The organism is Solwaraspora sp. WMMD937 (assembly GCF_029581175.1).
Classification (GTDB): domain Bacteria; phylum Actinomycetota; class Actinomycetes; order Mycobacteriales; family Micromonosporaceae; genus Micromonospora_E.
Window position 1 is genome coordinate 1502861 of sequence record NZ_CP120738.1, and the last position, 25405, is coordinate 1528265.

At 72.5% G+C, this 25405-nt stretch carries 24 protein-coding genes; 6 read left to right on the plus strand and 18 right to left on the minus strand.

The window, feature by feature from the left end; translation table 11 throughout:
* Window positions 1–100: 100 nt before the first annotated feature.
* The 13 genes from O7621_RS06460 to O7621_RS06520 all read right to left on the minus strand — a co-directional run bounded on the left by O7621_RS06460 (window position 101) and on the right by O7621_RS06520 (window position 13316).
* A complete protein-coding gene (locus tag O7621_RS06460; RefSeq protein WP_282233181.1) occupies window positions 101–712 on the minus strand; it encodes a GNAT family N-acetyltransferase in 612 nt (203 codons plus the stop codon).
* The gene (locus O7621_RS06465; protein WP_282233182.1) at window positions 709–2292 is read right to left on the minus strand and encodes an ATP-binding cassette domain-containing protein; all 1584 of its coding nucleotides are present in this window, start codon (window positions 2290–2292) and stop codon (window positions 709–711) included. Before O7621_RS06465 ends, O7621_RS06460 begins: the two co-directional genes overlap by 4 nt.
* Window positions 2289–3134 (minus strand): ABC transporter permease subunit, encoded by an 846-nt coding sequence (locus O7621_RS06470; protein WP_281552214.1) that lies wholly within the window; start codon window positions 3132–3134, stop codon window positions 2289–2291. The genes O7621_RS06465 and O7621_RS06470 overlap by 4 nt, the downstream gene beginning before the upstream one ends.
* A complete protein-coding gene (locus tag O7621_RS06475) occupies window positions 3131–4081 on the minus strand; it encodes an ABC transporter permease (protein ID WP_281552213.1) in 951 nt (316 codons plus the stop codon). The genes O7621_RS06470 and O7621_RS06475 overlap by 4 nt, the downstream gene beginning before the upstream one ends.
* A complete protein-coding gene (locus O7621_RS06480; RefSeq protein WP_282233183.1) occupies window positions 4078–5640 on the minus strand; it encodes an ABC transporter substrate-binding protein in 1563 nt (520 codons plus the stop codon). The genes O7621_RS06475 and O7621_RS06480 overlap by 4 nt, the downstream gene beginning before the upstream one ends.
* Window positions 5641–5676: 36 nt before the next feature.
* Complete coding sequence (locus tag O7621_RS06485; RefSeq protein WP_282233184.1) at window positions 5677–6510, minus strand: class I SAM-dependent methyltransferase; 834 nt, start codon at window positions 6508–6510, stop codon at window positions 5677–5679.
* Entirely contained in the window at window positions 6507–7769 is a 1263-nt protein-coding gene (locus O7621_RS06490) for an MFS transporter (protein ID WP_282233185.1), read from the minus strand. The genes O7621_RS06485 and O7621_RS06490 overlap by 4 nt, the downstream gene beginning before the upstream one ends.
* The gene (locus O7621_RS06495; protein WP_282233186.1) at window positions 7766–8785 is read right to left on the minus strand and encodes a dipeptide epimerase; all 1020 of its coding nucleotides are present in this window, start codon (window positions 8783–8785) and stop codon (window positions 7766–7768) included. The genes O7621_RS06490 and O7621_RS06495 overlap by 4 nt, the downstream gene beginning before the upstream one ends.
* A complete protein-coding gene (locus O7621_RS06500) occupies window positions 8782–9834 on the minus strand; it encodes a PLP-dependent cysteine synthase family protein (protein ID WP_282233187.1) in 1053 nt (350 codons plus the stop codon). The genes O7621_RS06495 and O7621_RS06500 overlap by 4 nt, the downstream gene beginning before the upstream one ends.
* Window positions 9831–10712, minus strand: a complete 882-nt coding sequence (locus tag O7621_RS06505) for a DUF364 domain-containing protein (protein ID WP_282233188.1) — start codon at window positions 10710–10712, stop codon at window positions 9831–9833. The genes O7621_RS06500 and O7621_RS06505 overlap by 4 nt, the downstream gene beginning before the upstream one ends.
* Complete coding sequence (locus tag O7621_RS06510; RefSeq protein WP_282233189.1) at window positions 10709–12019, minus strand: ATP-grasp domain-containing protein; 1311 nt, start codon at window positions 12017–12019, stop codon at window positions 10709–10711. Before O7621_RS06510 ends, O7621_RS06505 begins: the two co-directional genes overlap by 4 nt.
* Window positions 12020–12131: 112 nt before the next feature.
* A complete protein-coding gene (locus O7621_RS06515; RefSeq protein ID WP_282233190.1) occupies window positions 12132–12959 on the minus strand; it encodes a hypothetical protein in 828 nt (275 codons plus the stop codon).
* 162 nt (window positions 12960–13121) lie between these two features.
* Window positions 13122–13316: a DUF397 domain-containing protein gene (locus O7621_RS06520; protein ID WP_282233191.1), complete on the minus strand. Its 195-nt coding sequence runs from the start codon at window positions 13314–13316 to the stop codon at window positions 13122–13124.
* A gap of 387 nt (window positions 13317–13703) precedes the next feature.
* Between O7621_RS06520 and O7621_RS06525 the strand changes: the two genes are divergently transcribed.
* From O7621_RS06525 to O7621_RS06535, 3 genes are all read left to right on the plus strand, one after another.
* Window positions 13704–13961, plus strand: coding sequence for a hypothetical protein (locus O7621_RS06525; RefSeq protein WP_282233192.1), 258 nt, complete (start codon window positions 13704–13706; stop codon window positions 13959–13961).
* Between the two features lie 592 nt (window positions 13962–14553).
* Complete coding sequence (locus tag O7621_RS06530) at window positions 14554–16167, plus strand: ricin-type beta-trefoil lectin domain protein (protein WP_282233193.1); 1614 nt, start codon at window positions 14554–14556, stop codon at window positions 16165–16167.
* Between the two features lie 481 nt (window positions 16168–16648).
* The gene (locus O7621_RS06535) at window positions 16649–17137 is read left to right on the plus strand and encodes a glutathione peroxidase (protein WP_282233194.1); all 489 of its coding nucleotides are present in this window, start codon (window positions 16649–16651) and stop codon (window positions 17135–17137) included.
* A 128-nt stretch (window positions 17138–17265) separates the two neighbouring features.
* On the opposite strand, the gene O7621_RS06540 is transcribed toward O7621_RS06535, so the two are convergent.
* Both O7621_RS06540 and O7621_RS06545 read right to left on the minus strand, forming a co-directional pair.
* Window positions 17266–17568 (minus strand): DUF4229 domain-containing protein, encoded by a 303-nt coding sequence (locus O7621_RS06540; RefSeq protein WP_282233195.1) that lies wholly within the window; start codon window positions 17566–17568, stop codon window positions 17266–17268.
* An 8-nt stretch (window positions 17569–17576) separates the two neighbouring features.
* Window positions 17577–17996 (minus strand): hypothetical protein, encoded by a 420-nt coding sequence (locus tag O7621_RS06545; RefSeq protein WP_282233196.1) that lies wholly within the window; start codon window positions 17994–17996, stop codon window positions 17577–17579.
* 164 nt (window positions 17997–18160) lie between these two features.
* Between O7621_RS06545 and O7621_RS06550 the strand changes: the two genes are divergently transcribed.
* Window positions 18161–19375, plus strand: coding sequence for a cation:proton antiporter (locus O7621_RS06550; RefSeq protein WP_282233197.1), 1215 nt, complete (start codon window positions 18161–18163; stop codon window positions 19373–19375).
* Here the strand turns inward: O7621_RS06550 and O7621_RS06555 are convergent.
* Both O7621_RS06555 and mqnE read right to left on the minus strand, forming a co-directional pair.
* A complete protein-coding gene (locus O7621_RS06555) occupies window positions 19343–20563 on the minus strand; it encodes a DUF2254 domain-containing protein (RefSeq protein ID WP_282233198.1) in 1221 nt (406 codons plus the stop codon). The two genes, O7621_RS06550 and O7621_RS06555, sit on opposite strands and share 33 nt — an antisense overlap.
* An 89-nt stretch (window positions 20564–20652) precedes the next feature.
* Window positions 20653–21822 carry an aminofutalosine synthase MqnE gene (gene mqnE, locus O7621_RS06560; RefSeq protein ID WP_282234473.1) on the minus strand — a complete coding sequence of 390 codons (1170 nt, stop codon included), beginning with the start codon at window positions 21820–21822 and terminating at the stop codon, window positions 20653–20655.
* 297 nt (window positions 21823–22119) lie between these two features.
* Between mqnE and O7621_RS06565 the strand changes: the two genes are divergently transcribed.
* A complete protein-coding gene (locus O7621_RS06565) occupies window positions 22120–23748 on the plus strand; it encodes a C40 family peptidase (RefSeq protein WP_282233199.1) in 1629 nt (542 codons plus the stop codon).
* A gap of 209 nt (window positions 23749–23957) precedes the next feature.
* On the opposite strand, the gene O7621_RS06570 is transcribed toward O7621_RS06565, so the two are convergent.
* Complete coding sequence (locus O7621_RS06570) at window positions 23958–24389, minus strand: hypothetical protein (RefSeq protein WP_282233200.1); 432 nt, start codon at window positions 24387–24389, stop codon at window positions 23958–23960.
* 337 nt (window positions 24390–24726) lie between these two features.
* On the opposite strand from O7621_RS06570, the gene O7621_RS06575 reads away from it, so the two are divergent.
* Window positions 24727–25305: a hypothetical protein gene (locus O7621_RS06575; RefSeq protein ID WP_282233201.1), complete on the plus strand. Its 579-nt coding sequence runs from the start codon at window positions 24727–24729 to the stop codon at window positions 25303–25305.
* Window positions 25306–25405 lie beyond the last annotated feature (100 nt).

The following is a 25405-nucleotide window of genomic DNA, read 5'->3' on the forward strand; positions in this document are numbered from 1 at the left end:
TCCTCGCCGGTTCGCCAACTACACCAAGGTTCTCACCTACCCGAACTTCCTGGCCGCGCCGCAGCCCCGAGCACGGTGACCTTTGCAGACGGGCTCTCTCCTAGCATGGTGACCGCGACCATCGGCTCCGACCTGCCGAACCCGCTGCCACCGGGACGCGCCGGGTTTTGACGGGGATCGGTATCTCGAAGTGCACCACCCGGGAGGCGTGCGGGCTGCCGTCGCGGGGGTCGTGCACCACCTCGGCCACGCTCCGCCAGAACGCCTCCGCCCCGGGGACCCCGGTGTCGGTGTGCAGGTAGACCGCCCGGTAGCCGGGGTGCCCGGCGGCGAACGCGACGGCCCGTCGGACCAGTGCGCGGGCCAGCCCGTTGCGGCGGTGTTCCGGGCGTACGTAGACCCGGAACAGCTGGGCGGTGCTCGCCGCCGGGTAGCGGTCGACCAGCCAGCGGGGATGCGGCGGGCTGTTCGGCGCGGCGGCGCGGACGGCGGTGGTGGCGACCACCTCGTCGCCCTTGACCGCGACGAACAGCGCATGCCGATCAGGCCGTAGGTAGGTGCCGGCGAGGTCGATGACGTCGGCGTGCCACCGCGGCTGATAGCCGTAGCCGAACACCTGGTAGAAGGTGTCGAGCATGACGCTGCGGGCACCGTCGAGGTGCTGCGGCGTGGCGGTACGGATGTCGTACGGACCGATGTTCTGGTCGTTCACGTGGTGCTCATCTCTCCGGTGCTGGACGTGGTTGCGGGTCGCGGCAGATGTCGCGGCAGGTCGGAGTCGCGCGGTCGCGGCAGGTCAGGGTCGAGCAGGGCGCGGGTCAGCGGCTGCCGGCCGGCGCGCAGCACGGTGGCGGCGGGACCGTGTTCCACGACCCGGCCGTGTTCGAGCACGGTGACGTGGTCGGCGAGGCGGTCGACCACGTCCGGGTCGTGCGTGATGACCAGCAGCGCGAGCCGGTGGGTGCGGCACACTTCGTCGAGCAGGTCGAGGATCCGGTCCTGGTTGACGCGGTCGAGACCGGACGTGATCTCGTCGCAGACCAGCAGCCGGGGTCGGGCCACCAGGGCGCGGGCCAGAGCGGCGCGTTGCAGTTCACCGCCGGAGAGCTGGTCGGGGCGGCGGGCGGCGAGAGCATCGTCGATCCCGACCTGACGCAGCAGGTCGTGGGCGGTCCGCAGCGCGTCGACGGTCGGTTGGCGGTGCAGCCGTACGGCGGGGCGGGCGACCTGGTCGAGCAGGGCGGCGGACGGCTGGAAACTGGCCCGCGGATCCTGGAAGACGTACTGCACGGTGGTGAGGTCGCCCCGCTGCCGGCGGTCGATCGAGCCGGCGAGCCGGCGGCCGTCGAGTTCGATACTGCCGCCGCTCGGTGGGTGCAGGCCGGCCAGGCAGCGGGCGACGGTGGTCTTGCCGCTGCCGGAGCGGCCGACCAGGGCGAGGCGCTGTCCGGGGCCGATGACCATGTCGATGTCGTGCAGGACGGTGCTGCCGTGGTGCGCTGCGGTGAGCCCGGCGACCCGCAGCAGCTGACCGACACCGCCCGGCGGGTCAGCGGCGGGGGTCCGCGCTGGCCGAGCTGGGGTGTCAGGAAGGACCGCGTCCGGTGGACCGGAGGCGACGACGGTGCCCCGGTCGAGCATGAGGACGCCATCGGCGACCGCCCGTACCAGGTGCAGGTCGTGGGTGAGCAGGACGACCGCGACGCCGGAGCCGGCGAGACGGCGTAGTTCGGCGGCGACGTCGCGGCGGTTGAGGCTGTCCTGCCCGGTGGTCGGTTCGTCGGCGACCAGGACGCGGGCACCGGCCAGCAGGGCGTGCGCGATGACCAGCCGCTGCTGCTGGCCGCCGGAGAGCTGGTGCGGGTAGCGCCGCAGCAGGTCGCGGTCGTCCGGCAGGCCGACCCGGGCCAGTACCGCCCGGACCGCCTGCCGGGTGGCGGCGCGCCGTGTCCGACGCGACGGCGTCGGGGTGTGCCGGCGGGCGATCTCGCGCAGCACCGGGCCGATCCGGCGTACCGGGGTCAGCGCCGCCGCCGGCTGCTGCGGAATGTAGCCGACGGTGCCGCCGGCCGGCGGTGTCTCTGGGCTGACCGGGCGACCATGGATCTCGACGTCGCCGGTAAGCCCGACGCCGGGTCCGGCTTCGCCGAGCAGCGCCCGCCCGAGCGTGGTCTTGCCGCTGCCGGACGGGCCGACGACGGCGAGGATGTCGCCGGCCGCCACGGTGAACGACACGTCGCGCAGCAGCCGCTGTCCACCGGCGTCGGCGCACAGCCCGTCGACCCGGATCACTTCGTGACCTCCGGCCGGGTGGCCAGCAGCTGATCGGTGACCAGGTTGACCCCGACGGCGAGCGCGACGAGCAGCGCGGCGGGCACCACCACCGCCCACGGCTGCAGGAAGATCCCGGCGCGGTTGCGGTCGACCATGACGGCCCAGTCGGCGGCGTCCGGGGCGACGCCGATGCCCAGGAAACTGGCGGTGGCGACGAGGTAGACGGCGCCGATGAACCGGATCCCGGCGTCGGCCAGCAGGACCCGGCGGATACCCCGGGCGACGTACCCGACCGCCCGCCGCCACCACGTCTCCCGGTAGAGCCGCATCGCTTCCATCGCGGGTCCGTGGGCCAGCGGCAGGGCCGCGGCGCGGGTGATCCGGGCGATCTCCGGCAGGGCGATGACGGCGACGATTACCACCAGCGTCACCGGCCCCTGGGGTGCGGTGGCGGCGAGCAGGATGAGCAGCAGCAGCGACGGGACGGCGAGGAGCAGGTCCAGCGGGCGCATCAGCACCTCGTCGAGCCAGCGCCGGCGGGTGAGCGCGGCGAACAAACCGACGGGTACGCCGATCAGGTAGGCCAGGGCGGTCGCGGCGGCGGCGACCGCGACGACGGACCGGCCGCCGAGCAGGAGCTGCCCGGTGACGTCCCGGCCGACGAAGTCGGTGCCGAGCAGCCCTGCCTGGTCGAACGGCCGGGTCCGGTCCGCGCCGTTGCCGACCAGGGCCAGATCGACCAGGGCCGGACCGGCGAGAGCGAGCAGCAGCGGTACGGCGAGCAGGACGACCCCGGTGACCAGGCGCGGAACCCGGCCGGTCCGCCGAACCCGGCTGATCATCGGAGCCCGGCCGGTCATCGGGCACCTGCCGCACGCGGGGCGAGCCGGAACGCGACCAGGTCGGCGGCCAGGTTGACGACCACGGTGGTGACCGCCACGATCACGCACAGCCCTTGGACGGTGGGGACGTCCCGGGCGGCGACCGCGTCGACCAGGGCGGTACCCAGACCGGGGATGACGAAGACCGCCTCGACGACGATGACGCCGCCGAGCAGCCAGTCGGTGGTGCGGGCGAGTTGCTGCACGACCGGCGCGGCGGCGGTGGGCAGTGCGTGGGCCAGCCACCGGCGACGGGCACCGAGGCCGAGGCGGCGGGCGTGGGCGACGTACTCGGAGCGCAGCGCGTCGACCATGCCGGCGCGGGTCAGCCGGCTGAGTGAGCAGATCGGTCGGGCCAGCAGCACCAGCAGCGGCAGGACCAGCACGGCCGGCTGGGCGAGCAGGTTGGGGCCGGTGCCGACGGCGGTCGGCGGAAACCAGCCCAGCCGTACGCCGAAAACCGCGACCAGCAGGATGGCCAGGGCGAACTCCGGTACCGCGTAGAGACCGACGGCGACGGCGCTGATGGCGCGGTCGAGCCGGCCGCCTTCGCGCCGGGCGGCGAGCATGCCGAGGCCGATCGCGATCGGGACGAGGACGAGCAGCGTCACGGCGGCCAGCAGTACGGTCGCGGCGGCGCTGCCGACGATCATGTCCAGGACCGGCCGTTGGGAGATCAGCGATTCGCCGAAGTCTCCGTGCAGCAGCCCGGTGAGCCAGTCGAGGTACCGCTGCCACGGTGGCTGGTCAAGGTCGAGCTGTTCGCGGATCAGCGCGATCCGCTCCGGGTCGGGCTGGTCACCGGCGATCACCACCGCCGCGTCGCCGGGCAGCGCCTCGGTGAGCACGAACACGATGGTGGTGATGCCGGCGACCTGCCCGACGCCGAGCAGCAGCCGCCGAACCGTGTAGCGGGTCAGGCTCAAGCCAGCCACACCTTGTCGAACCGGGCCCAGTCGAGGGTGTTGGCGGGGGCCTCGGCGGACACGCCGCCGACCCGGGGCGCGGTGGCGACGAGGAAGTCGGCGAAGCCCCACACCAGCAGCCCGCCCTCGGCGTGCAGCATCCGCTGCATCTCGCCGTACGCCTGCCGCCGGCCCGCTTCGTCGGCGGTGGAGACGGCGGTGGCGTAGAGGTCGTCGAACTCGGGCCGCGTCCACTTGGTGGCGTTCGTCGTCGAGGTGCTCAGCAACCGCTGCGAGATGTGGGTCTCGATCGGCATGGCACCGGAGCGGAAGCAGGCCATCACTCCATTGTCGAGCACCTCTCGCCAGTACGTGTCCTTGTTGCGTTGCACCGGTTCGACGTTCAGCCCGACCGCGCGGGCCTGGTCGGCGAAGACACTGGCCGCCTCGACGAACCCGGCGGCCACCGGCGCGGTGTCCAGCGGGATCCGCAGGCCGCTTGCGCCGGCCCGGTCGATGAGCGCCCGGGCCCGGTCGAGGTCGGGCTCGCGCTGCGGGATGTCGTCGGCGTAGTACTGGTAGCCCTTGCCGAACAGGTCGTTGCCGACCTGCCCGGATCCGGACAGGACCGTCTCGACCAGCTGCTGCCGGTCGGTGAGCAGGAACATCGCCTCCCGTAGGTCACGGTTGTCGAACGGGGGCCGGTCCAGCTTCATGGTGAAGCCCTGCAGGCCGCTGTTGGCCATCCGGGTGATGGCGATCCGGTCGTCGGCGGCGTAGCTGCGGGCCGTGGTGGGGCTGATGTCGTGCGCGTAGTCGACCTGCCCGGCGAGCAGGGCGTTGACCCGCGCCGACTCCTCGTTGGCGATCACGTACTCCAGCTCGTCGAGGTGCGCGGCGCCGTCCCAGTAGTCCGGGTACCGGGCCAGCAGCAGCGACGTGCCGGGGGTGAAGCTGCTGAACGTGAACGGCCCGGAGCCGATCGGCCGGTCGAACGACTCGCTGCCCTCCGGCACGATGTACGCGCCGAATGCGGCGAGCACGTTGCCGAACTCGGCGAACGGACGGGTCAGCGCGAACTCGACCGTACGGTCGTCGACGGCCCGGCTGGCCCGCAGATCGATCAGGGACAGGCTGGCCTTGGCGCGGAACGCCCGGTCCGGGTCGGTGATCCGGGCGTAGCTGGCCAGTACGTCGGCGGCCCGCACCGGCCGGCCGTCGTGGAAGGTCGCCTCCCGCAACGGCACCCGCCAGCGGGTGAGGTCGGCGTTGGGCTCCCAACTCAGCGCGAGCCGGGGCTGGATCGACACGTCCGGGCCGTAGTCGGCGAGCTTGTCGAAGATCGCTTTGGCCCGGGACGCCTCGTTGAACAGGTTCGCCAGGTGCGGGTCGAGGTTCTCGGTGGCGCCGCCACCGGCGAACGCGACCCGCAGCCGGCCACCCCGCTTCGGCGTGCCGCCGTTGACGCCGGTGTCGGAATCAGCGGGGGTGTCGGCGCCGCAGCCGGCGAGGAGCGCGGCGGTCACGGCGGCACCGCCGCCGAGCAATGTTCGGCGGCGTAGTCGGGCAACAGTCGACATGTCAGTTCTTCCTTCCAAGGGGTTTCAGCGGGGATTTCAGGCCGCGTCGTCGCGGCGGCGGGCGACCAGGTGCAGGCGGTCGCCGCGTAGGCCGGTCGCCAGCTCGGCGCCGGGACGCCAGGGCGGTTCGGTACGCGGGCCGGGGGCGTCGAACAGGGCGAGGACGTCGAACCCGGCGCCCTCCAGCAGATGGCGCAGCTCCTGCGGGAAGAGCAGCCGCCATGCGGAGTTCTGCACGAGTTCCTGCTCCGCACCCGGCCAGGTCCACATCCGACGGCGGCGCAGCAGCTGCGCCGCGGCGTCGATCCACAAGGTGGTACGGGACGTGTAGGTGACGCCCTGCCAGCGCACCGACCGGATGCTGGGCCCGTCGACCAGGTCGGTGTTGCCGAGGAAGTACGCGCCGTTGCGCATCTCGGCGATGAGCAGCCCGCCGGGGGCCAGCTGCCGTCGGCAGTTGGCCAGCGCGGCGGTCAGGTCGGCGTTGTGGTGGCAGTACAGCAGCGCACTGTCCAGGCAGGTGACCACGTCGAAGCGCAGGTCGAGGTCGAACGTACGCAGGTCACCTTCGACGAACCGGACCCGCTGGTGGCGGCGGCGGGCGTAGGCCAGCATCCGGGGGGACAGGTCCAACCCGGTGACGTCGAAGCCGGCGTCGGCGAGGTACCCGGCGTCGCGGCCGGTGCCGCAGCCGAGGTCGAGCAGCCGCCGGCCGGGCGGGCCGGGCGCGAACCGGTCGACCAGGTCGGCCACGAACCTGGCCGCCCGGTGCTCCGGGTCGGGAAACTGGGCCTCGTACAGCTGCGGGTTGTCGGTGAGCAGGTTGCCGCCCGACACCACCGGCCCGCTCCCGACCACCGGCCGGCTCACCGGGCCGCCTTTCCGGCGGTGGTCGGCACCGTACGTGGGGCGAGCAGGCCCCGGCGGTGCAGCGCCCACACAGCGGCGCCGCAGGCCAGGCCCAGCCCGGCGCAGAGCAGCCACGCTCCGGCGGGTACGCCCTGCGCCGCCCCGTCCGGCTGGCCACCGGTCTGCATGAACCGGCCGACGGCGGTGGTGGCCAGCGCCGCCACAACCCCGGAGGCCAGGTAGAACACGCCGAAGTAGGTGCCGGTCAGCCCGTCGCGGGCGAAGCCGGGCACCAGTTCCAGGACGAACGGCTGCGCCATCATCACCCCGACCGCCAGCGCCAGCGCGGCGACCAGCGTCGGCAGCGCCCGCACCGGAGGCGGGCCGGTCACCGGCAGCAGCGGCAGCAGGAATCCGAGACCGGCCACCGCCAACCCGGCCGCGATGGACACCCCACGGCTGCCCCGCTGGCGCAGCCAGCCGGTCAACCGCACCTGCCAGACGAGAGTGACCACCGTGGACACGACGAAGAGTGCCGCCACCGCCAGCGCGGTGCCGGCGGCGGCCTCGGCCTGCACCGGTAGCACCAGGTACAGCTGGGTCTGCAGGGCGAACAGCGCACTCAACGCCACCGTGAACGCCAGGAACCGACCGTCGGTCAGCGCCTCCCGCCAGTCCCGGCCGACGCTCTGCCCGCTGCGGGTCACCGGGTGCGGTGGCAGCACCAGCAGTTGCGCCACGGTCAGCGCGGCGAACACCACCGTCGCGCCGATCGCGGCGGCCCGGAAGTCGACCAGCAGCAGCGCGCTGCCGAGCAGCGGCCCGAGCAGCGCACCGGCGCTGGCGAAGACGTTGAACAGGGCGAAAGCCTCGGCCCGGCGCTCGGGGGCGGCCTCGGCGAGGTAGGCGCGTACCGCCGGGTTGAACAGCGCCCCGGCCAGCCCGGTCAGCACCGAGGCGGCCAGCAGTGCGGGCAGCGACCCGCCGACCGCGAACACCGCGAAGCCGACCGCCCGCAGCCCGCAGCCCGCGATGATCACGCCACGTGCGCCGAGCCGGTCGGCGGCCGATCCGCCGACCAGGAACAGTCCCTGCTGGCTCAGGTTGCGTACCCCGAGGACCAGGCCGACCAGGGTGGCCGACAGGCCGATGTCGTCGCGCAGGTAACCGGCCAGGTAGGGCAGCAGCATGTAGAAGCCGACGTTGACCCCGAGCTGATTGACCACCAGCAGCCGGATCGCCGGTGGAAAGCTGGTCAGCGTCGTCCAGGTCGCCCTCACCGCACCGCCTCCGTCACGCCGAGGCCGGGGGTGTCCGCCAGGCGCAGCACGCCGTCGTGGCCGCCGATCCCGGTCCACGGGTCATCGGCGATCAGCAGGTGCCCGTCCAGGTCGACCCAGCGGGCGAGGCCGGCCAGATGCACGGCCGGTGCGACGCCGAGCGTGCTGGCGACCAGGCAGCCGAGCATGATGTCCAGGCCGCGTTCCCTGGCCGCCTCGACGATCCGGGTGGCGGCGGCGATCCCACCGCACTTGGCCAGCTTGACGTTCACCCCGGCGACCGCGCCGGTGAGCCGGTCCAGGTCGGCGAGGCGCTCGGCGTCCTCGTCGGCGACGACCGGGATCGCGGTGCGGGCGGCCACCCGGGCCAGCAGGTCGGGCCGTCCCGGCGGGATCGGCTGCTCGACGGCGTCGATCCGGTACGGGGTGAGCGCGTCGAGCCGCCGAACCGCCTGCTCGGCGGACCAGCCGCCGTTGGGGTCGAGCAGCAGCCGGGCCGTCGGCGCCTCCGCGCGTACCGCCGCCACCCGGGCCACGTCGGCGTCGTCACCGGCCTTCACCTTCAGCACCGCGAACCCGGCGGCGACCAGCCGACGCGCGGTCGCCGCCGCGTCCGCGACCGGCACCAGCCCGATCGTGTACGCCGTGGCGACCGGCGTCGGCGCCGGCGCTGCCAGCAGTCGGTGCACCGGCAGCCCCCGGGCCTGGCCGAGCAGGTCGTGTACGGCGGTGTCCAGCGCCGCGAGCACCCCGGCGGGTCCGTCGAACGTGTTCAGCTCGTCGCGCAGCGCCGCCGGATCCGAACAGCCGGCGAGCCGGCCGGTCCAGCCGGCACAGGTACGTTCGATCGCGGCCCGGTCGAGTCCGTAGTAGCCGCTGGTGACGACCTCGCCGTGGCCGGCGAGCCCGTCGTGGGTGACGGTCAGCTGGACCGCTTCGCGGTGCGCCATCACCGACCGGGAGATCCGCAGCGGTTCGCGCAGCACCAGTCGGTACGGGTGCCAGGACAGTTTCATGCCGGCACCCGCTCGTGGCGTACCGGATCGCCGACCACCCGGCAGCGGCTCCACCGGGTGACCTCCACCGCACCGGGGTGCGGTATCTCGACCGGATGGCCGGGGGTGGGGCCGAGCAGCCCGTGCCGGCCGCACCAGCCGTCGTCGAAGATGGAGTCGAGGTAGCGGTGCGGGCCGTCGGGGAAGACCGCCAGCACCCGGGTGTCCGGCTGGGTGCGGGCCACCCAGGCGGCGACCCTGGCGACCGCGCCGGTGGACCATCCGCCGGTGACGAACGCCGTCCGGGCCAGCCGGCGGCAGGTGTCCACCGCCTCCGCCGGGCCCAGCCAGTGCACCTCGTCGAACGCCGGATAGTCCACGTTGTCCGGATAGATGCTGCTGCCCAGCCCGCGCATCACCCGCCGCCGGGCCGGCTGGCCGAAGATCGTCGAGCCGATGGTGTCCACGCCGATCAGCCGCAGCTGCTGCCAGTGCCGGCGCAGCGTCCGGGCCAGCCCGGCGCTGTGCCCGCCGGTGCCGACGCTGCACACCAGCACGTCGACGGCGTCGACCTGGGCGGCGATCTCGTCACCGAGGCTCGCGTACCCGGCGACGTTGTCGGGGTTGTGGTACTGGTCCGGCCAGTACGCGCCGGGCAGCGTCGCCAGCACCTGCGTCAGCCGTTCCCGGCGGGCCTGCTGCCAGCCACCTGTCGGGTGGGGCTGCTCGACCACCTCCAGCCGGGCTCCGTACGCGCGCAGCAGCGCCCGCATCGACGGCTCCAGCTCCCGGTCGACGACCAGCACCACCGGGTGGCCGAGGGCCTGCCCGGCGAACACCAGCCCGATGCCGAGGGTGCCGCTGGTCGACTCCACCACCGGTGCGCCGTCGCGGAGTTCGCCGCGCCGCCGCGCGCCGGCCAGCATCGCCACCGCCGCGCGGGCCTTCATCCCGCCCGGCGCGACGGACTCGACCTTGGCCCAGAAGCCGCCGTGCGGGTGCGGCAGCGGCGCGTCGACGTAGATCAGCGGGGTGTGCCCCACCAGGTTCAGCAGCTGCGGCGCGCTCACCCGGACACCCCGTACCGGTAGAGGGCCGTCGGGCCGCCGTCGAGCCAGAAGAACGGGTACGGCTCGGCCGACACCGCCGTCAGCCCGGCTCCGCGGAACCACGGCAGCACCGCGCTGCCGGTCTGCGCGAACGCCACGAACGGCTTGCCCTCGGCGGCGGCGTGGGTCAGCAGCGGCTCGAAGGTGCCGTTGCCGAGCGTCATTCCCGAGGCGAGGATCGCGTCGCAGCGGTCCAGCAGCGCCGCCGCGTCGGGCAGGCACGGCTCGTCCCATTCGGTGTGGCCGCCGGCCAGGTCGCACGGCAGATACCGTCGGCCGTCGGCCCGGAGCCGGGCCAGCAGCGAGTTCACCACCCCGACGACCAGGACCGGGCCGCTGGTCGGCGGCAGCAGGTCGACCACGGCGGCGGCCCGGGTCTGCGACTTGGCCAGCGAGCTGCCGGCGGGCACGGTGACCACCGTGTCGGCCGCCTCGGCGTGCGGGTGCTGCGCCATCAGGTACGCGTCGAGCGCGGCCACCCGCACCGGCAGCAACGGATGGGCGAGCAGGTCGGCGACCGTGGCGCCGACACAGTCGTAGACGACCTCGTCGGGCAGCTCGCCGGGTTCGACCGCGCAGGAGCCTACCGCCGTGTCGACCCGCAGACTCAGCACCTGATTGCGGTAGCTGCGCAGCCGATTCGCGTGCCGCGCGCCCTGCCTGGTCACGAACCCCACACTGACCTGGCAGCGGGTCGGGTCCACGCCGTGCCGTCCGGCCCGTACCGCGTCGATCAGCGCGGCGAGGGACCGGTACGCCGGCCGGGCCGGCGACACGGACGACGCCGGCTGGTCCGGCGACACGGACGACGCCGTGGTGCTGTCGGTGGACGCCGTCATACCGCCGCTCCGGCCGGCGCGGCGGCGGACCGGTGCCGGTCGGTGCCGCCGCCGTCGTCGACGTACCCGACCCGTACCTGCGCGGCCAGGCCGTCGGCGACGGTCCGCGCGCCGGCCCCGGCCGTGTCGACCACCATGACGTGGCCCAGGTAGTCGTTGTTGCTGCCGCTGTCACCGGCCCGGTGGCCGGCGGGTTTCACCGACCAGTCGACGACCCGTGGGTCGGTTTCCCAGGCCCCGGTTCCGTCGATCCGGGCGACGACACCGGGGCGCGGCGGCAGCACGAATGCGATCGCCGCGCTGCGTACGCCGGTGTCGGCGGGTGTGAGGTCGGCGGTCTCTCCGAGCGCCAGTTGCGCGTACACCATGGGCAGGTCGATGCCGGTGACCCGGCGCACCAGCTCGGTGATCTGGTTGCCGGCCGGCCGGGGGTTGACCTCGACCACCCGGGGCCCGGCCGGGGTCAACCGCAGCTCGGTGTGGGCGACCCCGCGGTCCAGCCCGACCGCCGCCAGCGCGGCCACCGCCACCTCACCGGCCCGGCTGGTGGTCGCCGGGTCGAGCGACGCCGGGAACATGTGTCCGGTCTCGACGAACCCCGAGGCACCGCCGAGGCTCTTGTCGGTCACCCCGACGACCGTCGTGTGTCCGTCCACGGTGACCGTCTCCACGCTCACCTCCGGGCCGGACAGCAGCTCCTCCAGCAGCACCGTCGGCACCCGGGGCTGGCGTCTGGCGTTGACCGGGAACCCGGTGAGGGCGTCGAACGCCGCCCGTAGCCCGGCCTCGTCGGCGACTTCGCGCACGTACATGCCGGCGCAGAGGTCGACCGGTTTGACCACCAGCGGGAAGCCCAGCTCCCGGGCGGCCTGCGCGACGTCGGACCAGCTCTGCGCGAGCGCGTACCGGGGTTGCGGCACGTCGGCGGCGTCCATCGCCGCCCGGGCGAGGTCCTTGCGGTACGCCCGGCGCACCGCCGCTGGGTCCGCGCCGGGCAGTCCCAGGTGGGCGGCCAGCTGGGCGGCGGTGTCGAGGTAGTAGTCGCAGGAGGTGAGTACGCCGTCGAAGCGCAGCGCCCGGTGCAGCTGTTCCGTGTGCTCCAGCAGTTTGGACAGGTCGTTGGTCTCGGCGGTCAGCACGTTGTGCGCGGCGAGCAACGGATGCGCGCCCCCGGCTGGCGCGCTGCGCAGGTAGTGGTGCAGGTCGCGGGTCAGGAAGGAGAACCGGTGCCCGGCCTCCAGCACGGCCCTGGGCAGCAGATGCGCCATCGCTCCGACCCAGCTTTCCACCAGCAACACATGCGCCATCGACGCCTCCTCGCTCGGCAACCGGCATGGTGATGATAACGGTTATCGTTTACTGAGGATAGGCGCCGTCGTCCGGCAGTTGGTCAGCGAGTGCGGCAGCGACCCCGGGGGTTCACCGCCGCGACTGGTCTGCCTCGGTCCGGGCAGTGGGTGTCGGCGGGTGGAGATTGGTCAAGCCCGTGACGAGCAGCAGGTACGCGGTCAGTTCCAGCAGCGTGATGAGCGCCGTGACCGGGTACGGCGTCGACGGCGTGGACGCGATGGCGTACGCGGCGGACCAGGCGAGCGGGTCGCCCACGTACAGGGGCAGCGGCACGGCTCGGATGGCCGCGTCCACATGGGGCAGCGCGGTGACGGCGAGCAGCGCCGCCCCGGCCGAGGCGAGCCACCGGCGGTGCCCGGCCAGCGCCGTGGCGAGCGCCAGCGCGGCCAACCCGAGCCCCAACGGCGGCAGCACCGCCAGGCTCACGGCGATCACCGAGCCGGCCAGGTCCGCCCCGGTCGGATGGTCACGGTGGTCCGCCGCCAAGATCAGCCAGATGGCAGAGATCCGGATCACCGTGTACCCGGTGATCACCGCGGCTGCCAGTGCTGTGGCGACCGTTGTCCGGCGCCGCCGGGGGTGGCGGTGCCACACCGCGAGCAGTATCGCCACCGCGGTCAGCGACGCCCAGCAGATGGCGAGGCCCGCCTCGGCGCCCGCGAGCCGGTCGACGCCGGAGGTATCCGGCCGCAGCACCTGCCAGCCACGACCCTCGGCCCGGTCGGCAGGCATCGTTCGGACGGCGTCCAGCATCAGTACGGCGAGCGCCGCCGGCACCGCCCAACGTGGCGTCGGCAGCCCGCTGACCACGGCATAGGCGACGAGCAGACCGATCGCCAGCACCTCGGTGTAGCGCCAGACCGGACTGTCCGTCAGGACGCCGACGACGTGGATCACGGCGCATCCGGCTGCGGCGGTCAGGAGAACCGGTCCGCGACGCACCGGGTGAATCCAACTCGACCCTCTGCCAGCGGTCGGATCGCTCACAAAAGCTCCAGGCAGACATCGACGGAGCAGCACCGCTGGCATTCGCTTGTCGGGCCAGCGGTCGGACGGGTGTCAGGCTTCGAACCTGCCGGTCCTGATGTCCTGGACGAAGCCGGTCCACTGGGTAGGGGTGAAGGACAGCACCGGCCCAGCCTGGTCCTTGCTGTCACGCACCTGGGCGGCCTGGTCGACGTACCGCGCCTCCACGCAGGCACCGTTGCCGCCGCTGCGGCTGCTCGTGCGCCACTGGTTGTCGAGTGCCTTCATGGTGTCTCCCTATCCCGGAGGTCCTTGATCATCTCGGCCGATGCTGCGGGTGACAGGGCAGATGCTCGCAGGTCGTCGAAGACCTTGGCGCATCTGCGCACATCCTCACCTTCAGCGTAGAGGTCTCCGAGGGGATGTCGATGATGGAGTGGGAGCGTTGTTCAGCGCGGCGCTGCTCGGTTTCTACGCCTGGCTGTGGTCGTTCAAGGTCAAGTCCAGGTGGTGCCCGGACTGCGGGCTGGCTGGCCGGATACGTGATCGACCGGTACGGCAACGCCGCCGAACGGCGGGAGATATTCGTCCAGCGCCACGGACTCTACCGACTGCCCCGGCGCGCAGAAACTTGACCATCGACCAAATGATCAAGGGCGAGAAATGATCATCGAGATGATCCGTGACTGGTGGCTGCGCTGGCTCGACCGGCGCTCCGGCCGGTCCACGGCCTCCCGGCGGCTGCACCACCTGCGGCGACAACGGCAGACGACACCGGCCCGCCACCGCCGACTCGACAGTAACCGCCGACTCGGCGGCAACCGGGGACACCACTGGTCCACGCAGGCCACCGAACTCGTCCCGACCCTGCGCCCGTTGATGACCTACGGCCAGCAACTCGGCTACCGGGTCCTCCCGCACGGCTCACCCTGACCGGCCCCGCCCCCTACACACACGAAGCCGGGATCACCAAGATCATGTGAGGCTGAGATACCTTTCGACCGGCGGATAAGGTATCTCAGCCTCACATGGTGGCGTCGGTGATCCACTTGCCGGGGAGGAGGATCTGTGCCCTCGGCTCCGTACACCTCACCGGCGGATATTCCCAGCTGGCTAGCGCGTTCCCGAGTGCGTCGACGACCGCGAGGCTGACCGCGACGACCGGAGTCGGGCCGGCGCAGCACGGGGTGCCCGGCAGGGTGTAGCGCGTGCCCGGCCGTGGTTGCCCGGGTGCACGCCGCTGGACCAATGGCGCATCACAGCGACGCCGGCCCGGCGTGGGCCGTACTGGATGACCTGGGACGAACACCGCGCCGGCCACTCAACCCTGCCGTCGCCCAACGTGGCGTCGGCAGCCCGCTGACCACGGCGTAGGCGACGAGCAGACCGATCGCCAGCACCTCGGTGTAGGCGCCAGGGCCGGGTCGACCTCTGTGGATATTGACAGAAGGTTGTCAATTAGTAAACTTTCCTATTTGAGAGCGCTCTCGCGACTTGCTCACATCGACCTCCCGGAGGTATGCAGATGAACCGCAAGCTGGGTGCGCTGCTGGGCCTGACCCTTGGCGCCAGCCTGCTCGCCGTACCGCCGCCGGCCGCCGCCGCGCCAACCGCCGGCAGCCCCGGCCCCGCCCCCGCCACGACCGCACCGGCCACCACCGCCGAGGCCGCCGACCCGACTACCACCACCGATCCGGCCGACTCTGCAGCAGCCGCCGATTTCGACGCGCTGCCCGCCGGCCAGCTCGCCGCGCTGCGCCGGGATCTCGACCTCACCCCGGACCAGCTGGCCACCCGGCTCGCCGTCGAGGCCGCCGCCGTACCGATCGAACACCGCCTGCGCACCGAACTGGCCGACGCGTACGCCGGCACCTGGGTCGCTGCCGACGGCCGTACCGTCGTCGTCGGGGTGACCGACCCGGCGCAGGCCGCCCGGGTCCGCGCGGCCGGGGCCGAACCCCGGACCGTCACCCACAGCCTCGCCGAGCTCGACCGGCTCGCCGCCGGACTCGACCGCCGGGCCGCCAGCGCCGGTGACGCCGTGCACTCCTGGTATGTCGACCCGGTCACCAACACGGTGACCATCGTGGCCGCCGACGTCGCGGCGGCCACCGGCTTCGCCCGCGCCGCCGGGCTGCCCAGCGCCGCCACCTCAGTGGTACGCAGCGACGACGCCTACCGCCCGGTGTACGACATCCGGGGCGGCGACCAGTACGTGATCAACAACAGCGTGCTCTGCTCGGTCGGCTTCGCCGTCGCCGGTGGATTCGTCACCGCCGGCCACTGCGGCGGCGTCGGGGCCTCCACCGCCGGCAGCGGGGTCGCGCAGGGCACCTTCCGGGGGTCGTCGTTCCCCGGCGACGACCTCGCCTGGGTGCAGACCAACGCCAACTGGGTGCCCCGGCCCTGGGTGAACAACTACGGCGGCGGCACGGCCAACGTCACCGGCTCGCAGGAAGCGGCCGTCGGGGCCGCCGTCTGCCGGTCCGGCCGGACCACCGGCTGGCGGTGCGGCATCATCACCGCCAAGAACGTCACCGTCAACTACTCGGGTCAGCTCGTCTACGGACTGGTCTCCAGCAGCGCCTGCGCGCAGCCCGGTGACTCCGGCGGCTCGTTCATCGCCGGCACCCAGGCACAGGGCATCACCTCCGGCGCCGGTGGCAACTGCAGCTCCGGCGGCACCACCGTCTACCAGCCGGTCAACGAGATCCTGTCCCGCTACGGGCTGTCGTTGACCACCACCACCGGCGGCGGCCAGACCAGCCGGATCATCGGGCTCGCCGACAAGTGTCTCGACGTGCCGAACTCCAACGGAGTCGACGGCCAGTACCTGCAGCTGTACCGGTGCAACGGCACCAACGCGCAGAACTGGACCTTCCCCGGCGACGGCACCATCCGGGCGTTCGGCCTCTGCATGGACGTCGCCTGGGGCTCGACCGCCAACGGTGCCGTGGTGCAGCTCGCGAACTGCAGCGGCAACCCGGCCCAGCAGTGGGTGCTCTCCGGCGCCGGTGACCTGGTCAACCCGCAGGCCAACAAGTGCGTCGACGTGGTCGACTGGAACACCGCCGACGGTGCTCGGCTGATCATCTACGAGTGCCACGGCGGTGCCAACCAGAAGTGGCGGCGCGGCTGACCGACCGAACCGCGGTGCTGGTACCGGTGGCACCAGGTGGGAAAGGAATGGGGCGGTCAGCCGAGACGCGGTGTGCTCGTAGATCGCCTTCTGGGTGACCACCCAGTACACGGGGGTAACCGGCCCGACCGTAGAGCCTGGCCTTGACGTTGAGGTCCTGGATCGGGAAGCGACTCCCCGGTCGGCAGGGTCGCAGTCGTCACCCGGACCCCGGATCTCGGCAGCAGCGCCAGCAGTTGACCGGTGGTGTCGCCGCGCCACGAAACGATTACCGCTGGCCAGATCTCTCCTTCGACGAGCTCGACCCGGCGGCCGAAGGCACCCGCTCTACTCGTCTGCCCCGAGGCGGTCGGACGGCTGCCGCAGCTTATGTTGGCAGGCGGGTGCGGTGTGCACTCGCGGCGGCCGATCACGGAAACGTCGCCTACCTGTACGACGGCCGGCCGGTGCGACCGCACTGGGCGGGAGAGAGGATCGAGACGTGGGGATCTACGACATTCCACTCACCACCCTGGCCGGGCAGCCCGGCTCGCTGGGGGACTTCGCCGGCAAGGCCCTGCTGGTGGTCAACGTGGCGTCGAAGTGCGGGCTGACCCCGCAGTACGCCGGCCTGGAACAGCTGCACGAGCGGTACGCCGACCGGGGCTTCTCGGTGGTCGGCTTCCCGTGCAACCAGTTCGGTGGCCAGGAGCCGGGCAGCGCCGAGGAGATCCAGGAGTTCTGCTCGGCGACGTACGGTGTGACGTTCCCGATGTTCGCCAAGGTCGAGGTCAACGGGCCCGGCCGACACCCGGTCTACGCCGAGCTGACCGGCACCGCCGACGCCGACGGTGCCGCCGGTGACATCCAGTGGAACTTCGAGAAGTTCCTGATTGCGCCGGACGGTCGGGTGGTCGGCCGGTTCCGGCCCCGGGTCGAGCCGACCGACGACGCGGTGGTCGCCGCGATCGAGGCACAACTGCCCGGCTAGGGCAGGACTGCCGCGTGGTACCGGCCGGCCCCGGGCTGGGGTCGGCCGGCCGTACGGTCACCGCTGGTTGAGGGTCTGCTTCGAGTGACCCACGCAGTACCAGATCGAGCGGGGCCGGTGGGCGAATGCTAGGAATCCTCCTGGGACTTGCCGACCGTACCGGACTTGCCGACCGTACCGTCGGTCTGGCCCTCGCCGGCCAGCGCGGACCGCAGCCGTTCCTTCTCGGAGCGGCGGCGCTCGGCGGACTCGGCGATCTGCTGCGCCATCTCGTCCCGCCAACCGCGCATCAGGAACCACGACAACGCGGCCGAGAAAATGACCGCGATCATGAGCTTCAGAAAAATGTTGAGGTCGATCGGCCAGAGGGCCAGCACGACGACCACGAACAGCCCGATCCGGCCGAGCGTGTACTTCACCGCAGGGCTCATGCCTCTCCTCACTGGCCGTCCAGCCACCGGACGCCATGGAACCAGACCGCCGCGTACACCAGGGCGAAGACCGCCGCCCCGATCCCGCCGCCGGCCGTCGCCGGCAGCTCGGCCGCTATCCCGGCGGCGAGCAGCCCGGAGGCGACCCCGACCCCGGTCGCGACGGCAGCGGCGACGAACCGGGCGGAGCCGCCGGCCCACGCCCGGAAGTCGTCGGCGAACAGCCACGCCGGCAGGATCACCGCCAGCCAGCCGTTCGACTGGCCGAGTCGGCCGTCGCCGATCAGCGTGAACACGCCGTCGAACAGCAGCAGCACGACCAGTCCGATCACCAGTCCGGCGCCGACCACGCCGAGCAGATCCGGCAACGCGACGACCCGACCTGCGGCGTCCCGGCGCGGGAGACTGTCGCTCTTCGATTCCGTCATGACCCCACGAGGGTACGCCTGGGCTTGTGCCGCCCCCGGACCAGGTTTGCCGGGCCGGCATCCGGATAACCGGCCCAGGTGACTGCCGACCCCCGATGGCACGGGGCACCGAGGGTCGGCGCTGCCAGGTTTGAACCGCCGGCCGCTGCGGTGAAGGTGTCCGGATGCATCCGCTGCACCTGAGCTACGCGCTGGTCGGCGTGCTCGCCGTACTGCTGGCCTTCTGGTCGAGCGCCATCCGCCGCGCGCCGGTCAGCGAACCGCTGCTCGCGCTGCTGCTCGGCGTCCTGGTCGGCCCGGTGTCCGGGCTGATCGACCCGGCCCGCCCCGACACCACCGACCTGCTCCGCGAGGCCAGCCGGATCCTGCTGGCCGTGTCGCTGATGGCCGTCGCGCTGCGGTTCCCCGCCACCGGGTACCTGACGGTGACCCGCCCGGTCGGGGTGCTGCTGACCCTGGGCATGGTCGGGATGGCAGTGGTCAGCGCCGGACTGGCCTGGCTGCTGCTCGGCCTACCGATCGCCCTGGCGGTGCTGCTCGGGGTCTGCCTGACCCCGACCGACCCGGTGCTGGCGTCGAGCGTCGTGTCCGGGACACCAGCCGAACGGGCACTGCCGGCCCGGCTGCGTCAGGTGATCAGCGGTGAGTCCGGGATCAACGACGGGCTCGCGTACCTGCTGGTCGCGCTGGCGTTGATCGCAGCCGCCGCCCGCCCGGCCGGGCAGCAGGTGGCCGAGGCGGCCTGGGGCGTCGGCGGGGCGGTCCTGGTCGGTGTGGCGGTCGGCTACCTGGCCGGTTGGGCGGTACGGGCAGCCGAGGCGCGGGAGCAGGTCGACCAGGGCTCGCTGCTGGTCTTCGCCGTGGTTCTCGGCGTGGCCGCCCTGGGGGTCGCCCGGGTCGCCGGAACCGACGCGATCCTCGCCGTGTTCGTCACCGGCCTGGCCTACAACCGGATGATCGGCCGCCGGTCCCGGGCGTCCGAGCAGCAACTCGACGACGCGCTCACCCGGTACCTCGTCCTTCCGGTGTTCTTCCTGCTGGGTCTGGTGGTCCCGTGGCGGCAGTGGCTGGAGCTCGGCTGGCCCGTCGTGGCGTTCCCGGTGGCCGTGCTGCTGCTGCGCCGGCTGCCGGTGGTGCTGGCCCTGCGGCCGGCGCTGGGCATGCCGTGGCGGGACACCGTGTTTCTCGGCTGGTTCGGCCCGATCGGCGTGTCCGCGCTGTTCTACCTGACGTACAGCTACGCCGAGGGGGCGACGGATTCCCGGCTGTGGACGGCCGGGTCGCTGGTGATCGCGGCCAGCACCCTGGTGCACGGGGTGACCGCCACCGCCGGTCGCCGCTGGTACTCAACGACGTCCCGGAGTGCCGGCGACCGGTGAGGCCGTCTGGCACCGCTGGATGTCCGGCCGGTGCTCGGGCCGGGCCGTCGTGGTCAGGTCGGCGAGAATGCTGTCGATCAGCTCAATGACCCTCGGCTGGTCCGCGGCGGCCCGTCGGACGTCGGTGATCGAGGTGGCGAGGTGGCTGGCGAACGACTGCCGGCGGACGTGGACCCGGACCGTCCCGTCGTCGTCCTGGACGATCCTCGGTCGGTCCGGCCGGTCGGCCAGTCGGCGTAGCAGGTCGTGCGCCTCCTGCAGGGCGCGGACGGCGGTGGTGGCGTCGTTGATGCCGGGGGAGAGCGCCCGTTCGGCGATGTCGGCGAGCTGCCGTAGCCCGAAGCCCACGTCCTGGCCGGAGATCCGTTCGACGCCCACCTCGACGGCCTGCCCGACCAGCTTCGCGTCGACCGGGCCTGGCGGGGTGTCACCGACGGCGTGTACGGCGACCAGCGGCATGCCGGCCACGACGAAGTCACCGGGGATCCGCTCGACCGTGAAGGCGCAGCCGTGCCGGCGGGCGAGCCGCGCCAGCAGACCGACCTCGACTTCGACGACCACCCCGGTATCCGGTGCGGCCAGCACGTCGACGATCGGGCCGTCCGGGGAACCGGTCGGATCGGTCGGCCGGGCCGCCCACCGGTCGATGCTGTGCCTGCTCTGCACCCCGATCGCCGCGATCATGTGCGAGACCCGCATCAGCGCGGTCATGTGGTGCAGGTAGTAGATGAACATCCCGGTGCTGCCCAGCACCAGGGCCATCGACACGGCCAGCGACAGCGCCGGCAGCCGGGCCTCGGAACGGCCCGGTAGCGCGGCGAGGACCACCATCGCGAACAGGAACGTCGCGACGAATGTGCCCAGGGTGGCCTGGCTGACCCGGTCGCGCAGGAACGTCCGCAGCACCCGGGGTGAGTACTGGCTGGAAGCCAGCTGCACCGCGACCACCGTGATGGAGAAGACCAGCGCGGTGAACGAGATCATCGCGGTGATCACCGACGACAGCAGCGATCTCGCGCCCTCCGGTCCGCTCGGCAGGAAGCCGTCCAGCGGCAGTCGCAGCCGCAGGTCCAGGGCGGTGAGCAGAATCGCGCCGAGCACCGCGCCGGTGGCGATCGCCGCCGGTACCGCCCAGAAACTGCCCCACACGCCACGGAGGCGGGGCAGCATGCCGCGCGGCTGACTCACCGCAGCGTCCTACCCACGCCGGGTCGATCCACACCTGCCGCCGGGGCAGGCCGGTGCGGCTGCCTCCGGGCCTTGCCGGACCGGCTGTGTCAGGCCCAGATCTGCTGTGGCTCGGCCCGCCGGTCGGCCAGCGCCGGCGGCCGGTCGTACTCGCGTACCACCTGGTAGCGGGTGTCCCGCTCAACCGGCTGGAAGCCGGCGTCCCAGATCAGGTGCAGCAGGTCCTCGCGGTGCATGGTGTTCGGCGTGCCGTAGGAGTCCGCGTCGTGGGTGATCTTGTACTCGACCACCGACCCGTCCAGGTCGTCGACACCGAAGTTGAGCGACAACTGCGCCACGGACAGCCCGTGCATCACCCAGAAACACTTGACGTGCGGCACGTTGTCGAACAGCAGCCGGGACACCGCGAAGGTCTTCAACGACTCGGCCGGTGCCGCCATCGTGGTGCGCTCCTGGATCCGGTTACGGATCTTGCCGTCCGCCGAGTCGACGAAGTCGTGCTGGTAGCGCAGCGGGATGAAGACGGTGAAACCGCCGGTCTCGTCCTGCAACTCGCGCAGCCGCAGCACGTGGTCCACCCGGTGCCGGGGCTCCTCGATGTGGCCGTAGAGCATCGTCGACGGCGTCCGTAGCCCCTTGCTGTGCGCCAGCCGGTGAATCCGTGACCAGTCCTCCCAGTGACAGGCGTGGTCGACGATGTGCTGGCGGACCTCCCAGTCGAAGATTTCCGCGCCGCCACCGGTCAGCGACTCCAGACCGGCGTCCATCAGCTCGTCGAGGATCTCGTCCGCCGGCAGCCCGCTGATCTTTTCGAACCACTGCACCTCGGTCGCGGTGAACGCCTTGAGCTTGACGTTCGGCAGCGCAGCCTTGAGCTCGCGCAGCACCTTCGGGTAGTACCGCCAGGGCAGGGTCGGGTGCAGGCCGTTGACGATGTGCAGCTCGGTGAGCTGCTCGTCCTCCATCTCCTTGGCCTTACGGACGGCCTCGTCGATGCGCATCGTGTACGCGTCCTTCTCGCCCGGCTTGCGCTGGAACGAGCAGTACGCGCAGGAGGCGCTGCACACGTTGGTCAGATTCAGGTGCCGGTTGACGTTGAACATGACCCGGTCGCCGTTGAGCTCGGTCCGCCGGTGGTGCGCCAGCCGGCCCAGCCAGGCGAGGTCGTCGCTGGCGTACAGGTCCACCCCGTCGGTGTAGTCCAGCCGCTCCCCGGCGTACACCTTCTCCTCGAGCTCACGCTTGCGACCAGCGTCCACGTCCGCCATGCCCCTTCCCGGCCGGCCACGCCGACGACCCGCCGTCGACGACCATCAGCCGTGATCCGCGTTCGAGCGTACGTCTCAGGACCGCCGGTCGGCTCGTCGCCCGGCGGCAGAGCGACCTGCGTCATGCCCGGGTCGCCAACCTCTCAGCTTCTCGTTACCTCACGAATCATCGACATCAGCAGCCCCGTGCGGTAAGACCGATGTGGGACGGGCGACACCAGGCGACGCGACTCGGTTCCGGCGCATCAGCACCGGACAAACGCGCCGTACGGGAGCGAGCGGGCAGGCATGGCACGAAGAAGCAGGGGCGCGGCAGTGGGCCAGCGGCGCGACGGAGCACGACGGCAACGCCGGTTCGTGATGGTCGGTGCCGTTCCGGTCCGGCTGAGCCCGGCCCTGTGGGCCGGCCTGCTCGGTGCCGTCACCGCAGTCGCCCTCGCCTCCCCGGTGTACGCCCAGCCGGCGACCGTGCCGGACACCGGCAGTCGGCCGGTGCCCGCCGGCGGCCTGCAGCTGCCCGGCACCGGCCCGACGACCAACGCGCCGGCCATCACCCCCACCCCGGTGGAGGGCCCGCTCGCCGCGCAGATCTACGCCGGTGAGACCGAGGTCGCGCTGCTCGGTCAGCAGCTGCTCGAGCTCGAACAGGAGCGGACCGCGGCGGAGACCGCGCTGGCCGCCGCCGAGCAGTCGCTGCGCGAGGCGCGAACCGCGCTGATCGAGGCGCAGCGGGACGCGGACAGCGCGGCGTCTTACGCGTTGAAGGACGCCGCCGCGATGCCGCCCGGCGAGTACCGCGGTGACCTGCACGGACTCGGTGCCCTATCCCGGCTGCAGCGGGGCCAGCAGCCTGGCGTCGGCACCGACGCCGCCAACCGGGACGTCTCGCTCGCCGCAGCCGCCGAGCAGGAGGCGTACCAGACGTACACGGCGGCGCTGGCCCTGGTCGACGCGTTGCGCAGCGAGTTCGGCAGCACCGAGGGCACCTTCAAGCAGCGGGAGACCGCGCTGCTCGCGCTGAAAGAGCAGAACACCGAGCAGCTGGTGGCGATCGAACGCCAGCGGGAGGCCGCCGAGCAGGAAATCGGACAGGGCATCGACGGGATCGACGGTGCCGCCGCCCATCCCCGTGCCGTCGCCGCCCTGGAGTTCGCCCTCAAGCAGCTCGGCAAGCCGTACCTGTGGGGGGCCGAGGGGCCGCACCGCTACGACTGTTCCGGCCTGATGTGGGCGGCGTACCGGTCGCCCGGCGCCGACTACTTCAGCCTGCCCCGGGTGGCCAAGGACCAGTACTACGCGACCCGGCACAACAAGGTGGACCGGTCGGCACTGCTACCCGGTGACCTGATCTTTTTCGCCTCCGGGTCCAGCTGGACGACGGTGCACCATGTCGGGATGTACGTCGGTAACGGCAAGATGGTGCACGCGCCGACCACCGGAGACGTGGTCAAAGTTTCCACCGTCTGGTGGTCCCGGTTCTACGCGGCGACCCGGGTCATCCGCGAGGTCGCACCGACGCCTACGCCCACACCGACTCCGACGCCCACACCCACACCCACACCCACACCCACACCGACTCCGACGCCTACGCCCACACCGACTCCGACGCCCACACCGTCGCCGGACCCCACGGATTCGCCGTCGCCCGATCCGTCCGACTCGCCGTCCCCGGACCCGACGGATTCGCCGTCGCCTTCCCCGTCGCCGTCGACCAGCCCGTCCACGCCCGGTCCGATGCCGACGCCGAGTGATCCGAGCCCATCGCCGACCGACCCCGGCTCCGGGACCCCGGATCCGGACGCGAGCGGCTCCGGGACGCCGACCAGTACCCCGAGCGAGTCGAGTTCCGCATCGGCCGGCCCGAGCGCGTCGGCGACGTCGACCGGCACCCCGAGCGCAGGCCCGCTGGAAGGGTGACCGTACGTCCTCCGGTCGGACCGTTGCGCCCAGGACCGGACAGACGGCCACGGTCGGTACGCCGATACTCCGGCTGTGCCGAGGTGCATCGGTATGGCACGGTAAACCGGCGGACTCCTCACCGGCCGGAGGTGTTCCGGTGAGCTGGCACGGGAGGCAGTGATGGACGAAGCTCGGCCCTGGTCGTCGGTGGACCAGGTCGACGGTGGTCAGCGGCGGGTGCCCGACCAGGTCGACCGGTCCGGATCGGCGCCGCCACCGGCAGAGGAGTTGCCGGCTCCGTTCAGTCCGCCGCCGCCGCCACCGGCGGGGGCGCTGTGGGCATCGTCGGTCGGCACCGGCTCCAGTGCCGACGTCCCGGTCGTGCCTGGTACGTCTTCCCCGTCGTCGGCCGAGCCGTCGGCTCCGATCTCGCCAGCGGCCGGGCCGTCCGCTTCCGCCTCGCCGGCTTCCGCATGGTCGGCGTTCGCCTTGCCCTGGCAGCCGCCGGCCACAACCGACCAGCCGTCGGCCACATCTGACCAGCCGTCGGTCGACCATGCTGCGTCGGCGTCCGCAGCCGCCGCGAGCGAGCAACCCGCCGCGATGTCGTCGCCTCCGGCGGCCAGCGGGGAGGCCGCGTCGGCCCGTGCCCGCGCCACGGTGGCCGGAGCGCAACGGGTCTCCGCCAGCGACGTCGGGGCGCTCCGGATGCCGACCGGCGGGACCCGGATCTACGGTGCGCGTCGTACCGAGGAGCCCTCGCCCAGCGGTCCGGCCCTACCCCCCGACCCGGTACAGCCACCCGCACCTGCGGAACCGCCGTCCGGGCCGACCGCACCCGAGCCGGAACCCGCCCCGGCCCCGGCTCCGCCGTTGCCGCCACGGCCGACCTCACCCGATCCGGTGCCGGGCCCGTACCCGCCGGGCCCGGGTCCGAATCCACCGGGCCCGACTCCGCCGCCGCCGGTCCCGCCGCCAGCCGGGACCGCGTACCAGATGACCCAGGCGGCCGGCGGCTACACGATCCCACCGGCGGTTCCACCGACGTCGTGGCGCGAGTCACCGCCGACGCCCTGGCACCAGCCGCCGGCGCCGCCGGAGCCGGTCGTGCCGCCGGAGCCGGTCGTGCCGCCGGAGCCTTCGCCGGCCTACGGGCAGTGGGCACGCAGCACCCCGGCCCCGGCGGCCGGGCGGGTGTACGGGGCCCGTCGGCCCGACAGCGACACGCCCGGACCCGGCCCGGCCGGTGCTCCCGGCGTACCTTCCCAACCCGGTGCGGCCAACCGGCCAGCGGCCGATCCGACGATGGGTCTGCCGATGGGGGCACCCGGCGGGATGTCCGGCGCACCCGGCGGCGTGGTCTTCAACCCCGCCGTGGAGAACTCCGGCTCGCTGACCGGCCACATCCTGGCCCAGGGCTGGGCGGATCTGCCCGAGCGGGAGGACCGCAGCACCACCAAGGTGGTGCTGGCCATGGTGGTCGGTCTGGCCGTGATGGTGGTGATCGGCATCGTCGCGGTGCTCGCCGTGGGTAACACCTTCACCGACATCTTCGACGGGCTGCTGGGCGGTTGACGCCGGATCGGCTGGGTGAGTCGGCCCACCGGTCGGACGGGTCAGGTGGCAGCAGCGCGGCAAACCCGTACACTTGTCACTCGATCATCAACCCGGCGCG

Excerpts from the sequence above, each read along its gene's own strand:
- O7621_RS06565 (WP_282233199.1), top strand. The coding sequence starts at position 22,120 with ATGGCACGAAGAAGCAGGGGCGCGGCAGTGGGCCAGCGGCGCGACGGA.
- O7621_RS06540 (WP_282233195.1), bottom strand. The coding sequence starts at position 17,568 with ATGAGCCCTGCGGTGAAGTACACGCTCGGCCGGATCGGGCTGTTCGTG.
- O7621_RS06495 (WP_282233186.1), bottom strand. The coding sequence starts at position 8,785 with ATGAAACTGTCCTGGCACCCGTACCGACTGGTGCTGCGCGAACCGCTG.
- O7621_RS06575 (WP_282233201.1), top strand. The coding sequence starts at position 24,727 with ATGACCCAGGCGGCCGGCGGCTACACGATCCCACCGGCGGTTCCACCG.
- O7621_RS06520 (WP_282233191.1), bottom strand. The coding sequence starts at position 13,316 with ATGAAGGCACTCGACAACCAGTGGCGCACGAGCAGCCGCAGCGGCGGC.
- O7621_RS06550 (WP_282233197.1), top strand. The coding sequence starts at position 18,161 with ATGCATCCGCTGCACCTGAGCTACGCGCTGGTCGGCGTGCTCGCCGTA.
- O7621_RS06510 (WP_282233189.1), bottom strand. The coding sequence starts at position 12,019 with ATGGCGCATGTGTTGCTGGTGGAAAGCTGGGTCGGAGCGATGGCGCAT.
- O7621_RS06505 (WP_282233188.1), bottom strand. The coding sequence starts at position 10,712 with ATGACGGCGTCCACCGACAGCACCACGGCGTCGTCCGTGTCGCCGGAC.
- O7621_RS06530 (WP_282233193.1), top strand. The coding sequence starts at position 14,554 with ATGAACCGCAAGCTGGGTGCGCTGCTGGGCCTGACCCTTGGCGCCAGC.
- O7621_RS06545 (WP_282233196.1), bottom strand. The coding sequence starts at position 17,996 with ATGACGGAATCGAAGAGCGACAGTCTCCCGCGCCGGGACGCCGCAGGT.
- O7621_RS06470 (WP_281552214.1), bottom strand. The coding sequence starts at position 3,134 with ATGACCGGCCGGGCTCCGATGATCAGCCGGGTTCGGCGGACCGGCCGG.
- O7621_RS06480 (WP_282233183.1), bottom strand. The coding sequence starts at position 5,640 with ATGTCGACTGTTGCCCGACTACGCCGCCGAACATTGCTCGGCGGCGGT.
- O7621_RS06525 (WP_282233192.1), top strand. The coding sequence starts at position 13,704 with ATGATCCGTGACTGGTGGCTGCGCTGGCTCGACCGGCGCTCCGGCCGG.